The organism is Rhodococcus sp. K11/5 (assembly GCF_055193735.1).
On record NZ_CM143721.1, the window covers coordinates 912,247 to 927,184 of the forward strand.

Genomic DNA, 14,938 nt, shown 5'->3' on the forward strand with positions numbered 1-14,938 from the left:
GGTGACCATGTCTGGCATCGACGGTCACGGACCGCGCAGCGCAGAGACCACCTCTGCGCTGTGCGGACACCGATGGTGCTCGGCAGTGGGGCAGACCGTGTCGCCGCGGTGGACCTGTGATCTGGTGGCCCTGTTCGATGCGGGTCTGACTGCAGCCGCCGCAGCGCAACTCGCGGCCGGACAGAACTGCGCAACACCCGACCGCGTGCGCCACTTGGTCGATACGCTCGGCGTCGAGCGCATCCATTTTGATCAGATTCGCCGTCGGCGTCGATTCCTACGCACGACGGCGTCGATCCGAGGGCCGCGAGCGACCGTGAATCGACCCGACCGGTTCGGTATTGCGCGGTGAGGACAAGCGACCGGAACCCGCGATCGCGTCGACCTGCGACCCCGCGTCGCCGGGGTTCCGGCTTCTCGGTTCCGCCTCCTCGGGGGCTCGAAACAGGTCGCGCAGAGCCGGTTGACGGCAACACCCCGCTCACGCTCGGTGTCTCGGGCATGTGGTAGCCCTGATGGTCATGGGAGACGACGATTCCACCACATCGCGATCGCTTCTCGCGGCCACCCCCGACGGTGTCACCGAGGAGGCCGCCGACATTCTGGAAACCGCACGACGAACTGCGCTCGACGCCACCGAGCTCGGCGCCATGCTCGTCGCGCTCGGAGGTCCTCTCGACGATGCCGACGAAGTGACGGTGTTGCTGCAACGTGCAGTGGAGGTGGCGGCGCAGGTCATCGACGGAGTCGACAGTGCCGGAGTCACGATCACTCTGGGGCCGACCATCTTCACCGCCGTCCACACCGACGAACGAACACTGACGGTCGACGAGCATCAGTACTCCAGCGGGATCGGCCCCTGCCTCGATGCCGCACGAACTCGCCGAACCGTCCGAGTGGACGTGGCGCAGTCGGCAGAGCGTTGGCCGGAATTCGCCGCCGCGGCCCGGGCGGAGGGAGTGCGATCGTTCCTCGCAGCGCCGCTGCACACTGCGGACGTCGCGCTCGGCGCCCTCAACCTGTACGGCCGCGAGCGCGAGGCGTTCACACACGTGGACGAGAAGCTCATCGGTGTTCTCACCTCCACCGTGTCCCGCGCCATCGGCGACTACGCCCGATTCAAATCCGCCTCCGACGTCGCCGAGGCCCTCCGGTGGAGCATCGACAACCGAGCTCCGATCGAACAGGCCAAGGGAATTCTGATGGCCGTCCACGGTATAGACGCCGACGCCGCGTTCGACACGATGCGGCGGCACTCGCAATCGAGCAACCGCAAACTGCGCGACATCGCGGTGGAACTCGTTGCCACGACGTCCGATTGTGCGACCCCACGCGGACCGTGAACCGACCGGTCCGTCGCCGGACCGGTCGCGAGGAGCGTGGCCACGATGTTGGCGCGCAGAAGGCGTCGCCCCGTCGTGACCGTAGGGGTCTACCGCCGCCCGGCGTGCACGCTGCACCGTTCGCATGCGATCTTCTGCGCTTGTGCGGTGGTCTTTCCCGTGACCGCCGGTCCAAGCGGATGGCGCGAGATGCGGTGTCAGCACAGCGGCAGTGATCACGGTTTCCGGTTCGACGGTGCGGATGCGATGCGGGTGCGGGGAGGGGATCGTGTGTGTCGGATACCGTCGTCGGAGACGATGAGCATCGGAGGACGCGATGGTACGCAAGATCGAGGTCGGAACATTCGACGATCTGACCGGTGAAGCCGCCGGGTCGACCGTGAGGTTCGGATACGACGGGCGGTGGTTCGAGATCGATCTGACCGACGCCAACGCGGCGGAGATGACCGCGTTGCTGACGCTGTGGTCCGAGCGCGGTCGTGTGTTGTCCGGTGGTGTGGGCTCGTCGCGATCGGCCGTCGACCGCGCGCGGGCCGCGGCGATCAGGGCGTGGGGCAAGACGCACGGGTTGACGGTGGCCGACAGGGGGCGAATCTCGGACGAGGTCGTCGACGCGTACGAACGGTCCGTCCCCCAGCGGCGCCGGCTCAACGAGTTCACCGATACACCCGGGTCCGGCGACCCCGCCGAGGACTGACGGTTCGACCGAACTGCCCGACGCTCGATGCGTGGCACGGCTTTGAGCGCAGAAGGCGCGACGATGGACACCTGACTGCGCGTGCGGTACAAACAGGACGCGATGGCATGCGAAGGCGAACGCGGTTCCGGTCGTTCGCGTGCCGCCGACAGAGCAGTGCGGTGACTGGACACCGCCCCCGGCCGGCTTTCTGGTGGTGGACGCGGAGACCAGCGTGGTGACCTACGCCAACGCGACGGTGGTCCGGATGATCGGCGCCGAGGGCGTGGTCGGATCGATGCTACGCGATCTGTTCGTGCCGTCGAGCGCCGGCACCGTCATCGCCCTGCTCGCAGCCGGTTCCGACGCCGACTCCGACCCACCGGCCGGGGCCATGGCCGAACTGGTGGTGGGACCGCACGACACCCTGTCGGTTCTCCTCATGGCCAATCGCGGTTCGAGCGACGACGGCGCCGAGGTGCGCGTGACGCTGCACGCCGCGACGGCCCACCGCATCCGCGAGCAGCGTCTCGTGGAGGCGCGCGACGATGCCGTGTCGGCGCAGTCGGTCGCGGAGCGGGCGTTGACTCGGTCGGAGGATGCGCTGGCCCGGTCGGAGGGCGCGTTGGGTGAGTCCGAGGACGCCCGTAAGAGCGCCGAGGCCGAGCGCACCGCTCTTCAGATCCTGGCCACGACATTGCAGCGAACCCTGCTTCCGCCGGCCCTGACCTCACCCACCGGGACCGAGGTGTCCGCGTACTACCACCACGCTTCCGAGGACGAGGTAGGCGGCGATTTCTACGATCTCTTTCCGCTCGATGCACGAACGTGGGGTTTCTTTCTCGGCGATGTCAGCGGAAAAGGCGCGGCCGCGGCGGCCGTGACGTCCTTGACGCGGTACACCCTGCGGGCTGCGGCGGTGTTCGACCGAGATCCGGTCTCGGTTCTGCACAACCTCAATGCTGTCCTGCAGCAAGAGTTTCGAGGTGACGATCCGCGGTTCTGTACGGTGCTGTTCGGCACCGTGACCGCGGTGGACGGCTCGGTACACGTCAGCTTGGCGAGCGGGGGACATCCCCCCGCTCTGCACCTGCGCGCCGATGGGACGGCGGGCTACGTCGACACCGTCGGCGGACAACTGGTCGGAGCCCTCCCCGATCCGCACTTCCGGGCCGCGGAGTTGGCACTGGCTCCCGGAGATGTGCTGTTGCTCTACTCCGACGGGTTGACGGAGGCGCACGTCGGTCCGGGGCGGTTCCGGTACGACGACACCGGCGCACTCGAGGACTTCGCCGTCGCTGCGGCCCCGACCACTGCGGCTCGGGTGGTCGACGACCTCATCGGCGTGTTGAACGGCTTCGGTGACGGGGTGCAGGACGACGTCGCTCTGCTCGCATTGGGCAGCATCCGGAGTTCGTGAGGTAGGGCTCCGCCGGTGATCGGACGGAACACAGGTGGGCGCGACGAGCAGCATCGTGGTTGTGACAGCTTGGTTCGGCCCCGTTGTGACGGCCTGATCTGGCCCCGCGTGCGACTTGCCGGGGTGTTGACGGTCTGAACTGGCCCCACCCCTTCACGCTGGTCCCCATCACTGGGAACCAGTCGCGAGGGCAAGGGAGCCAAGATGGGGTCACGAGTGCAGCTGTACGCCGACATCCGCCACGACGCGCGAGTGGAGGGCTTGTCCATCCGCGAGCTCGCCCGCAAACACGGAGTCCACCGCCGCACCGTCCGCCAGGCACTCGCCGCTGCCGAACCCCCACCCCGCAAGAAACCAGTCCGTACGGCACCCCGCCTGGACCCGTGCAAGCCGGCCATCGACGAGATGCTCACCTATGACCTGACCGCGCCGCGCAAGCAGCGTCATACCGCGACCAGGATTCTGGCCCGGCTACGCGACGAGCACGGCGCCACCGACCTGTCCTACTCCACGGTGAGGGACTACGTGCGGGTCCGGCGCGCGCAGATCGATCTGGAGGCCGGGCGCCGGGTGGAGGCGATGGTGCCGCAGGACCACCCGCCCGGCGCGGAGGCTGAGGTCGACTTCGGCGAGGTCTACGTGATCCTCGACGGCGTCAAGACCAAGTGCCACATGTTCGTCTACCGCCTGTCGCACTCTGGCAAAGCGATTCACCGCGTCTACCCGACCGGCGGGCAGGAGGCCTTCCTCGAGGGACACATCGAGGCCTTCCACGCCCTGGGTGGCATCCCGACCCGCCATATCCGCTACGACAACCTCACCTCAGCCGTCGTGCAGGTCATCCACGGCGGGAACCGGCTCCGCGACGAGAACGAACGCTGGGTGCTGTTCCGCTCCCACTATGGCTTCGACGCGTTCTACTGTCAGCCAGGCATCGACGGCGCCCACGAGAAGGGCGGCGTCGAGGGCGAGGTCGGCTGGTTCCGCCGCAACCACCTCACCCCCATGCCCGAAGTCGCCACCCTGGACGAACTCAACGACAAGATCCGCGCCTGGGAAGTCGACGACAACACCCGCCGCATCACCGGACACGCGAACACGATTCGGGCAGGACTACCACGCCGAACTCCCACATCTGGCACCGTTGCCGGCCGACGACTTCGACCCCGGCCTGATCCTCCACCCCCGGGTCGACCGCTCCGCCCTGATCACCGTCCGCATGGTCAAGTACTCCGTCCCCGCGCACCTCATCGGCCAACGCGTCCGCGTGTCGTTACGGGCCTCATGCGTGGTCGTGTTCGAGGGCCGCACCGTCGTCGCCACCCACCCCCGCCTCGGCACCCGTGGCGTGACCCGTGTCGAGCTGGACCACTACCTCGAAGTCCTACGCCACAAGCCCGGCGCGTTCCCCGACTCCACCGCCCTCGCGCAGGCCCGCGCCGCCGGAGCATTCACCGCAGCCCACGACGCGTTCTGGGCCGCCGCCCGCAAGACCAGCGGCGACGTCGCCGGCACCCAAGCGTTGATCGACGTGCTCCTGCTCCACCGATCCCTCCCCGCCGACGCCGTGCTCGCCGGCATCACCTCAGCCCTGTCGGTCGGCGCGATCAGCCCCGACGTCGTCGCCGTCGAAGCCCGCCGCCACGCCACCGGCCACACACCCACCCAGCCACCCCGACCAGGGGCGGGACAGTCGTGAACCTGCCACCACGACGCCCCACCGACCCACACCAGGCCATCGCGCACCTACCCGAAGACACCCGACCCCTGCCCACCGTCACCGCCTACGACGAACTCCCTCGCCGCCGTCAACCCGACCCCGCCCCGGCCAGCGCCGAGGTCCACCATCACACCCAGACAGGAACCCCATGACCACCAGCACCAGCAACCGCCAGGGCGGTCTTCGCCGCCGTCACAGCCTCACCGAACAAGCCGCCCAAGCCGCGATCGACCAGGCCTGCCGCCGGCTCCGGCTGCCCACGATCCGCGCCGTGATCGATGACGCCGTAGCGGCCGCCACGAAGGAACAACTCACCTACCAAGGCTTCCTCGCCGAACTCCTGCTCGCCGAGGTCGACGACCGCGACCGCCGCTCCACCCTGCGCCGCATCAAGAGCGCCGGCTTCCCCCGCGAGAAATGGCTCGCCGACTTCGACTTCACCGCAAACCCCAACATCAACCCCGCCACCATCAACGAGCTCGCCACCGGCGACTGGATCCGCCGCGGCGACCCCCTGTGCCTGATCGGGGACTCCGGCACCGGCAAATCCCACCTGCTCATCGCGCTCGGCACCGCCGCCGCCGAACAGGGCTACCGCGTCCGCTACACCCTCGCCACCCGGCTCGTGAACGAACTCGTCGAAGCCGCCGACGAGAAACAACTCACCAAGACCATCAACCGCTACGGACGCGTCGACCTCCTCGTTATCGACGAGCTCGGTTACATGGAACTCGACCGGCGAGGCGCCGAACTGCTGTTCCAGGTCCTCACCGAACGCGAGGAGAAGAACGCCATCGCGATCGCGTCCAACCAGTCCTTCTCCGCCTGGACCGACACCTTCACCGACCCCCGCCTGTGCGCAGCGATCGTCGACCGCCTCACCTACAACGCCACCATCATCGAAACCGGCACCAACTCCCACCGCCTCGCCCACACCCGCGCCCGCCACCACACCCCCACCACAGGCGCGTGACATTGATCATCTGCCGAATACAGGAACTTGGTTCCTCTATCGGTCTTCACGCCGGTGTGCTGAGGTATTGCCATGCGGGTGAACCGAGTCGTTCCAAATCTGACTGTTACTGACCTGGCCAAGGCCACAGAAGAGCATGCAGCGGTCTTGGGCCTGAGACCTGTGATGGATCACGGATGGATCGTCACGTTGGCAGACGATGACGGCCACCAGCTCAGCGTGATGACGCGAGACGCTTCCGGTCCCGTGAACCCCGATGTCTCAGTCTTCGTCGATGACGTGCACGAGGCTCTTGAGCGCGCCCGCCGCGCCGGCCTCGAAATCGTGCACCCACTCACCGAAGAGCCATGGGGTGTGACCCGCTTCTTCTACCGGGCCACCGATGGCCGGGTCGTCAACGTGGGCATGCACACCAAGACGACCTGATCTGCCGCGATCCTCGAAGTGTCTGACATGACCGATTGGCCGATGTACGCCGGTTGGGCGGCCTCGCGGTCAAGTCCCGTCTGCGGTGAAAATCGCTGGCGTCGGGATCAGACCCACGCAACCATCTACGGGATGAGGATCGAGACACCCACAGCGGAACTTCTCCACCAAGCCGCCGAGATGCCCACCATGCCCGCGGTCGGGATGACACCGGACCAGATCCAGACCGAGATCGCTGCCGGCCGCCTGCAGCCACACTGGTCGCAGGTCGCCCTCGACGATGACGGCAACATCATCGGCCGGGCCCTGTGGTGGGGACGAGACGAGCACAAGCCGATCGCGCTCGACGTGTGGGATGCTGTCGCGGGCCACGACTCGCCAGAGGCGATCCTCAGCGCACTGTTGGAACGAGGCCACGCCGCCTTGGAAGCTCACGGCACCCGGACCCCGCTGCCGCACACCATGCGTGTCCCCGTCACGTGGCGCGACAACACCGCCGTAGCGCACGACGTCCACGCGAAGATCGCGGCAGCCGCCGCTGCTGGCCTGAGGCAGCACAACGAGCGACGCCAGTTCCAATGGGACCAGGGCAGCCCGATGCAAGAACCCGGCCCGCGACTGCGGTTCGAGCAGGCAGACGACAGCACGTTCATCGACCTCATCGCCCGCGCCGCCCACGGCTCGCTCGACGTCATGACGCGACGCGAGCTGGCCACCACCGACACACTGAGCCTGGCTCGCGACGAGGTGGACTACTACCGTTCCTGCCCCGGCGACCGCGACTGGTGGCGCGTCGCGTACGACCAGCAGGGCACCATCAATGGCATCGCGATCCCTTCGGCGACACCCACGAATCGCAACGTCGGCTACCTCGCGGTCCTGCCCGAGTACCGCGGTCACGGATACGTCGATGACCTCCTGGCGTTCATCACCGCCTTCCACGCCACAGCCGGGGCACCACGAATCACCGCAACCACCGACGCCGTGAACACACCCATGGCAGCAGCGTTCACGCGAGCCGGCTACCGATGCACGGAGACACGCATCGACCTCGAGCCCTGACCCACCACGCTGCCCATGGAAGCCATCGCTCAACGCACCGGACTCGGCACCTCCAGCACCCTGCGCCGTCACTTCAACCAGACCCTCGAAACCACACCAAGCGCCTACCGACAGACCTTCAGAACGAGCTGATTGAACGCGCTGTAATGCCGCTGGTGACGCGAAGGTGGGTCCATTTCTGGCCGTCATCCAGGGGCCAAGTGGGGTTGACATAGCCAGCATCGAGCAGATGTTTCTCTTGTGAAGGCCTTTCGATGTCGTCCGGGCAGGTCGGCGTCGTGCCGAGTGGTCGGGCACGTACACAGTGCGGCGTTCGAACGCGACTGTCGGGTGTCGGCGGTGATCGGTGGTCGATCGTTTTCCGAGCTATCCCTCCAGAAACAGTGAGTGCGTCCGTCGGCGGAGTCCACCACGATCTGTGGTCTGAATCACCCTAGGTTCTGTGCCGCCTCCAATTGGGGCTGATCCTCGGTGGTGAGGCCAGAGTAGTGCAGTGTCTCGTACTCGATCGGGGGCATGTAGCCGATGCTCGAATGCAACCGTGTGTTGTTGTACCAATCGACCCACCCGGCCGTCGCGAACTCGACTTCGGAGGCCGTCCGGTAAGGGCCGGAATGGAAGATCGTCGTGCGGATGCACTCGGTCTCGTAGAGCCCGTTCGCCGACTCGATGAGGGCGTTGTCGTAGGCGTCCCCGACGGACCCGATGGATGCGGCGATGTCCGGGGGTGCCAATCTCTCCGTCAGCGTCACCGACGTGTACTGGCTCCCGGCGTCCGAATGATGTATCAGCTCAGCAGCTTTCACCGGATGACCTTCCCGCCGGCGTTGCCACAACGCCATCCTCAGCGGCACCGTCACCAGCTCCACCGACTTCGACGTCGAGGCGTGCCAGGCGATGATGCGGCGGGAGAAGACGTCGACGATGAACACCACGTTCCCCCAAGCACTGCGTGCAGGGAGGTACCCCCACCCCACCCTGCCCACGATCTGACATACGTGAAGTCAGTAACCCATACGCGGTTGGGTTCGTCCGCACGGAACTGCCGGTTCAGCAGATCCCCGGCCCGGTTGCCGTCGGCGGACGGGATCGTGGTCCTGATTCCCTTGGCGCGCCGGATTCCGTTGTGCTGCAGCGTCCTCATAGCTCGATCGACGGCCCCGTAGGACACACCCGGAGCGACCACACGGTCGAGGTGAGCGCGCATCTTCACCCGCCCGTACAGCCCTTCCGGCGTCATCCGCCGCCGTCCGTCGTCGTCGGTTCTCCACACCACGTCCCGTACCGCGTCGACGACCACGGCGTCGGAGACCGTTCGCGCCGCCGGCCGGCGCGTCCTCCACGCCCGGTAGGTTCTCGCGGCGATCGCCACGCCCTGCTCACGCAGGACCCGGCAGATCGACTCGACCGCGAAACCGTTGGAGCGCAACGAATCTATGAATCCAATGATCATCGGTTGCGGGGGTCGAGTTCCCCCGCGAAGAAAGTCGTCGCCGCTTTGAGGATGGCGACGTCCTCGCGCAGCTGCTTGTTCTCGGCTTTGAGCTTCTTGATTTCCGCGGACTCTTCGGTGGTGGTGCCGGTCCGTGTTCCGCCGTCGACCTGAGCTTGCACCGCCCACCGGCGCACCGTCTCGTGACCGACACCGACCTGCTTCGCTATCGCCGCTGCCGCCGCGGTCAGCGACGGGTACTCCTGGCCGTGGGTCTCCAACAACCTCAGGGCCCGCGCACGGACCTCCGGATCGATCTTCTTGGGCATGGCGTGCATCCTTCCAAACTCAGAAGGAAGCGGCACGATACCTAGGGCGATTCAGTCCGCTACCGCCGAGGGTGTCCTAGCGACGAACTGCGGTGCCTCGTGGGAGAGGGACCGCAGTCGTGGTGCGTGCGTTTCCGGTGAGTGCGGACGGCACGAGATGCGGAGTCGCCACTCACGGCCGTACTGGGTCGAGGATCGGCGCCGGACACAGGAGAACAGCTCCCGTGCGCGTTCACCACGACTCGGGGCGGCCATTCGTTCACGGCCGGCACATCGATCGGTCGGTGGGTCGCATGGAGTGAAGACCTTCACCGATAGTGTTCGGGACAGGACACCGGCGAAAGGACCGATGATCGATGAGCGTGGTCTCGAGGTGGAGGATCGACACGTCCCGCGCGGGTGCAACGGTGGCACGGGGAAGTATCGTTCGGCGATGACGCCACGGTCGGGGACCGAGGACACGAGGAAAGGGCCCCGAAGGACCACCATGCCACGCGCGATGGGCAACCTCCCGCGGTTTCCGCGCCAGTTCGACATCCGATCGGTGGCCGTTGCATGCGCGGCCTCGGGTGCGCTGCCCCTGCTCGTCGTCGCTCTGCTCGATCCGACCTTCGTACAGCCGGCCGGGGTGCGGGCACTGGTTGCGATCTCCGTTTTCACCGTCGTCACAGTGCTCGTCACGGCACGGGTCGGGGTGCTCGGCGACCGACAGTTCGTGGTACTGGGAACGGGAGGAATGCTGGGCGTGGCGGTGTCGGCGTACGTCATCGTCGACCCGGTCGCGACCGCAGCGGTGAGCGCGATGCTGGCGGTGGTCCCCGCCATCGCCGCTGCGGGGTCGCCACCGCGCATCACTGGTTCCTTGACCGCATCGGCGATTGCGCTGGCGATCGCGCTGGGCATCATCGGCACGTCGGGGACCGCCCGTGTCGTGGCCATCGGTGCCATGGTCACCATCGTGACGGTCCCGACCCTGCTGATGACGTTGCTGCGATCGTCGCTGCTGAAGGTGACAGCCCAACTGGAAATACTCGCCGAGACAGACCCGCTGACGTCACTGTTGAATCGCCGCGGTCTGACCACGCGACTCGCTGCGCTATTGGACGAGGTCTGCGTGATCGGTGATCAGTTGGCAATATTCCTGATCGACGTCGATCACTTCAAAGCGGTCAACGACACCCTGGGACACGCCGGCGGAGACGACGTTCTGGTGAGGGTGGCGGAGACTATCCGAGAGCAGTCGGGCCCGTACGCCTTGGTGACGCGCCTGGGCGGTGAGGAGTTTCTCGTGCTCGGCCGCGCGAAGCACGTACACGAACTCGAAGCACGCATGCTTCACGCCTTTCGCGCCTCCCGAACGGTCACCGTCAGTATCGGGGTCATCCGCTGCGCTGTGACCGCAGCCCCCGGGTCCACCCGCGACGCCTCGTCGATCATCGACGAGCTGACCACTGTCGCCGACCGCGCACTGTACGCGGCGAAGAACGCCGGTCGCGATCGAGCCGCTCACGCCGGCGCCCCCGCGATCACGTGGTCCCCGGTGAGACCCATGTCGGCTACACCGCCTTCGACCCGACCGCGGAGAATCGGAACCGGACGACGGTCATCTGCATCGAACCCCGGCCGAGCGCAGCGCGCTCACGACACGAATCCCGTGTGAATCGGTGCACTCGTCGATCGAGCCGCGAAGCAGAGAAGTGTCGTGACGAACACGGCGGACGACGGAGAGCGAGTCGGTACCGGCTCGACACCGGACATCGACGCTGCGTTGGCCGACCTGTCAGCGATCCGCATCGAATATCAACCGATTGCCGCACTCGCAACCGGCACCATCGTGGGATACGAAGCTCTGGCGCGATGGCCGCACCTACCCCGCCTCGAACCGCAGGACGTATTCGAAGCCGCCACGAACCGTGAAACCGAAGTCGGTGCCGACCTGGACTGGGCGTGCCGGGCCGCGGCACTCGACGGAGCGCTCGCAGCAGGCTTCGATCAACGGCTGGCCCTGTTCGTCAACATCGAACCCAGCACACCGACAGGTATTCCCACCAGTGCGCGCCGCGTCGTGGTGGCAGCCGAGGCCGCGAAACTGACAGTGGTGCTGGAAGTGACCGAGAGGGCTCTGGCAACGAATACCGCCGCAGTCGCGGCAACCGTCGAACACGGTCGCAGGATGGGCTGCCTGATCGCGGTCGACGACGTGGGTATCACACCGGAAACCTTGACCATGCTGCCACTGATCGCCCCCGACATAGTCAAACTCGACCGCGAGACGCTGCAGCGCCAGGGACCGGACCACATCGACGTCGTCGAGACGATACGTGACTACACCGACCGCTCCGGCGCCGTCCTACTCGCCGAGGGCATCGAAACAGCTCCCCATCGACGTCACGCGCACACGCTCGGCGCCGTTCTCGGCCAAGGATGGCTCTACGGCGCTGCCGCCCCACTGCCCTCCGCAGTGAGCAACACCCCCACGACGACCCTGTTCGACGTTCTTGCCCTCGCCCGGTCGTCGACACGCCGATAACGACCACCACGTCGGCGGGATCGAACACTCACACGCCTCGAAGAGAGCGCGCGGATGACCACGAATACCTCGGGTCCTGTGCAGCTCCGGAGCGCGGCTGATCCCCGGTGTCGAGGCCACCGCGGTCCTGTCGTGTACTGCGCCGACACCGTGCTCTCCCGGTTTTACCGGCAACCTCCACATCACCCGGCGGGGCCTCCCCGAGCCGCCGAACAGGGACCGAAGGAAGAGTTGTTCGACTACATGGTCCAGCTCGGCACCGCACAGCGGGCAGCATGGAACCGCCTCAACAACCTTCCGGGCCGGACGGACGCCCACCTGAGCACGAACCGCGGACTACAGCGGAGCCACGAATTCCAGCGCCGCACGAGCTCGGTCGAGGTGTACGAGAGTCACGGCGTCCGGTGAATCGGCCATGGCGCCGATTATCGATGGCGTATCCGCTTCGGTGAGCGCTGTGATGGCTTCGACCGTGTCGAGCAGCGCTCGTCGGAACGCGGGAAGGTCGACTGCTGCGGTGGCGGAGCACCGGCACCGGCGGTGCTCCGCATCGTCACACAGCTCGTCCAGAACTTCCTGGGCCTGAATCTCCACGACGTCGACACCCGTACCCCGAGCGGTGTACCAGGTCGCTGCAGCCAATTCCAGTGCACAATTCGCGCATTCGAGAGCCTCCGACATTTTCGAAGAGCGGTCGATCGTTCCCCGCGCCATACGAAACGCGCACGAGAGTGCGAACAGATCCGCCGGACCGCACGTGTGCCACGGCAGCTCCGACATCGTCTTCACGCACGCAGCGACCGACGCCGAGGCGCACGGTGAGATCGTGCACCGAGCGGTTCGAGCACGCACCATCGACGACCCCGCCTGACGGTAGTGTGGCTGCACCGTCACTGCCCCAACCAGATTCGGCGGCGAGCGACGGCCATCACCCGGTCGCGAACGACAGGAGAGAGCTGTGTCGGCTCGTCGCCGGACGACAGGATCGCGAGGACCCGACGGTAGAACTCCGTCACCGACATCCCGAACCGAGACTCGATCTCCACCGCCGACCCCCCGCCGTGCGGTGCCCACTCCACAGCGAACGCGACCACCGAATCGAGCCTCGGTACCGAATGCTCCGCTCCCGCACCACTCATCGGCTCGAACCGACGATGATCCAGCGGATACCGGAACGCGATCCCTCCACGACGAGCAGGACGGGCAAGGTCACCGCAAGAACGGCCACCGACAGCACCAGACCCGAAATCATCACCAGTTGCAACATCTTTCACCCATCGTCGTACGGCGGCGACTACACCGCCTCGTAATTTGTTGGCGGGAACCGGTCCCGACGCGCCACATCCCGCTCGTCGCGCAGTCGACGACGTCCGCCCCGCTTCGCCGATCGGGGGCGGTCGTCTGAGGTGCTGTTCGCCACCTGGAACTGCACCGGGTTCTCGCGGCCGCCACAGGTGTCGAGAGTGGTGTTCGAATACCTGCGATGGATCTACTAGGAGCGAGTCGTTGCCGCCGCGGTGGCCATTTTCGCGATCAGCCGCGGCGATATCGTGGCCGGTGGCACTCACGCCGACCTGTTCGTCCTGATCCCGGGCGAGATAGTAATTCGGGAACCGTTCCTGTTCATCCCCGCTTGCGAGCACCGCTGTTGGGACAGTATCCAGGACTGCATCGCGTTCGTCCGAGGGGACATCGCAGCGGCCGCTTTGCTGTTCGTGTTCGCAACGGGGTGCCACGCCCAGGGCGACGTGGCCCGACTCTTGAAGGTGCTCTCTGTTGCCCATCCGGGATCGAGGCTTCAACGGCCAGAACGGTGGTCCCGGCGAGCTTCGTGGGGCCCGATAAGGGGCGCAGACTCGGTAGTGAGGAAGAGGGTTCAGTGATGCCGAAATGAGGGTGTCCCGCATGGGGTGTCCGTTCTTCGGAAGTGACATTTGGCCTGGTGTGTAGAGGTGCTGATAAACGCGCGCATGGGGCGGACGCTCGAGGTCCTCGGCCGGTCAGCGCGGCGCCCGGATGCAACTTCTGGAATCGTGAGTTGGATCAACGGTGCAGATCCATTGTGGCTGCGGTGCGTCGGGACCGGCCTCTTTCACGGGTACGGACCGTAAAAGACCACCGCACCGTACAGTTGAGGTGGATATGTCGCGGCACCGCAGTTGACGAATCACCTCAGCCACTCCCTGCAAGCTCACCGGCCGACGTCAACGCGTCCATCCCGCGTGGCTGAGATCGAAAGCGACGCGGCCGCGGTAGGTGCGGTGCGCTGCCCGTTCGGCGGCGACGAACTCACCGATATCTGGTTGACCTGTCGCGATACGGTGGGGGAATGTCTGGGGGGTGTAACCGCAACCCGGAAGGGCAACGGCCGCGAACGCGTAGTCGTAGAGCGGTTCGAGGTCGCCGTCGTCGCAAGGTGCGGTGTTGTCGGTGGTCACCAGAACCGGAACCGAGTTGTCCAACCCGAGTTCGTGTGCCTTTGCGGTCGCAGCGACCGTCCAGGTCTGGAGATAGTTCTCCACATCGTAGGTGTAGAGCTCCTGGACCCTCCACAGCTCGTCGGCCAGTTCGCCGCGGCGAACGTCGGTGACACCGGGGGTCGACAATTCGTTACGGATGTCGGCGACATCGCGGTCGTGCAATGCTCGCAGCCCGTAGTCACCAAGTTGTTGATCGCGGGTCTCGAAGTAGAGCACCACCGGCTCGGTCCGCCGCAACAGCGGCAATTCGGAATCAGAACCCAACCGCGCCAGTTCGGTGACGTACTGCGCTGCGATCGATTCCGGCGACGCCACCAGCAGGAGGTCCGCACCGCCGACGTTCGCGGCAGCTGTCGCGACGGCGCGTTCGAGGACCGCGGCGATGTCGACGCGCCGCGCGCGCGCAGCCCGGGTCAACAACAACGCGAGCTCGGCCTCCACCGCTCGCGTGTCGCCAAGATCGATCGGCGGGGTATGGGTCACCCGATTGTCTCCTTACCGGTGGTCTACTGAATGCCCCAGTAGCGGGTCGATGCGGTGGGGGAGA

At 66.4% G+C, this 14,938-nt stretch carries 13 protein-coding genes and 2 pseudogenes; 10 read left to right on the top strand and 5 right to left on the bottom strand.

Annotated features, from left to right (window positions below; translation table 11 throughout):
• Positions 1-7 precede the first annotated feature (7 nt).
• The 8 genes and pseudogenes from ACY466_RS04390 (at position 8) to ACY466_RS04425 (ending at position 7,620) form a co-directional block, all read left to right on the top strand.
• Positions 8-352, top strand: coding sequence for a hypothetical protein (locus tag ACY466_RS04390; RefSeq protein ID WP_463250101.1), 345 nt, complete (start codon positions 8-10; stop codon positions 350-352).
• 169 nt (positions 353-521) lie between these two features.
• Positions 522-1,343: an ANTAR domain-containing protein gene (locus ACY466_RS04395; protein ID WP_463250103.1), complete on the top strand. Its 822-nt coding sequence runs from the start codon at positions 522-524 to the stop codon at positions 1,341-1,343.
• A 316-nt stretch (positions 1,344-1,659) separates the two neighbouring features.
• On the top strand, positions 1,660-2,040 hold the full coding sequence (locus ACY466_RS04400) for a histone-like nucleoid-structuring protein Lsr2 (protein ID WP_463250106.1): 381 nt from the start codon (positions 1,660-1,662) through the stop codon (positions 2,038-2,040).
• Between the two features lie 139 nt (positions 2,041-2,179).
• Positions 2,180-3,439, top strand: a complete 1,260-nt coding sequence (locus tag ACY466_RS04405; protein WP_463250108.1) for a PP2C family protein-serine/threonine phosphatase — start codon at positions 2,180-2,182, stop codon at positions 3,437-3,439.
• A 204-nt stretch (positions 3,440-3,643) separates the two neighbouring features.
• Positions 3,644-5,311: pseudogene (istA, locus tag ACY466_RS04410) on the top strand (IS21 family transposase).
• Positions 5,308-6,132 (top strand): IS21-like element helper ATPase IstB, encoded by an 825-nt coding sequence (gene istB / locus ACY466_RS04415; RefSeq protein ID WP_463250110.1) that lies wholly within the window; start codon positions 5,308-5,310, stop codon positions 6,130-6,132. The pseudogene istA and the gene istB overlap by 4 nt, the downstream one beginning before the upstream one ends.
• A 72-nt stretch (positions 6,133-6,204) precedes the next feature.
• A complete protein-coding gene (locus ACY466_RS04420) occupies positions 6,205-6,558 on the top strand; it encodes a VOC family protein (RefSeq protein WP_046651482.1) in 354 nt (117 codons plus the stop codon).
• A gap of 132 nt (positions 6,559-6,690) precedes the next feature.
• A complete protein-coding gene (locus ACY466_RS04425) occupies positions 6,691-7,620 on the top strand; it encodes a GNAT family N-acetyltransferase (RefSeq protein WP_463250114.1) in 930 nt (309 codons plus the stop codon).
• A 428-nt stretch (positions 7,621-8,048) separates the two neighbouring features.
• On the opposite strand, the pseudogene ACY466_RS04430 reads toward ACY466_RS04425, so the two are convergent.
• Positions 8,049-9,381 (bottom strand): annotated as a pseudogene (locus ACY466_RS04430) (IS3 family transposase).
• A gap of 487 nt (positions 9,382-9,868) precedes the next feature.
• On the opposite strand from ACY466_RS04430, the gene ACY466_RS04435 reads away from it, so the two are divergent.
• Both ACY466_RS04435 and ACY466_RS04440 read left to right on the top strand, forming a co-directional pair.
• Positions 9,869-11,041: a GGDEF domain-containing protein gene (locus ACY466_RS04435; RefSeq protein WP_463250116.1), complete on the top strand. Its 1,173-nt coding sequence runs from the start codon at positions 9,869-9,871 to the stop codon at positions 11,039-11,041.
• Positions 11,042-11,083: 42 nt separating this feature from the next.
• On the top strand, positions 11,084-11,911 hold the full coding sequence (locus ACY466_RS04440) for an EAL domain-containing protein (protein WP_463250119.1): 828 nt from the start codon (positions 11,084-11,086) through the stop codon (positions 11,909-11,911).
• A gap of 336 nt (positions 11,912-12,247) precedes the next feature.
• Here ACY466_RS04440 and ACY466_RS04445 read toward each other — a convergent pair whose 3' ends face one another.
• The 4 genes from ACY466_RS04445 to ACY466_RS04460 form a co-directional block, all read right to left on the bottom strand.
• Positions 12,248-12,553 carry a hypothetical protein gene (locus tag ACY466_RS04445; RefSeq protein WP_463250121.1) on the bottom strand — a complete coding sequence of 102 codons (306 nt, stop codon included), beginning with the start codon at positions 12,551-12,553 and terminating at the stop codon, positions 12,248-12,250.
• A 248-nt stretch (positions 12,554-12,801) separates the two neighbouring features.
• A complete protein-coding gene (locus ACY466_RS04450; protein WP_463250123.1) occupies positions 12,802-13,005 on the bottom strand; it encodes a hypothetical protein in 204 nt (67 codons plus the stop codon).
• Positions 13,006-13,046: 41 nt separating this feature from the next.
• Positions 13,047-13,178: a hypothetical protein gene (locus tag ACY466_RS04455; protein WP_463250125.1), complete on the bottom strand. Its 132-nt coding sequence runs from the start codon at positions 13,176-13,178 to the stop codon at positions 13,047-13,049.
• 937 nt (positions 13,179-14,115) lie between these two features.
• Entirely contained in the window at positions 14,116-14,874 is a 759-nt protein-coding gene (locus ACY466_RS04460; protein WP_463250127.1) for a hypothetical protein, read from the bottom strand.
• Positions 14,875-14,938: the final 64 nt, after the last annotated feature.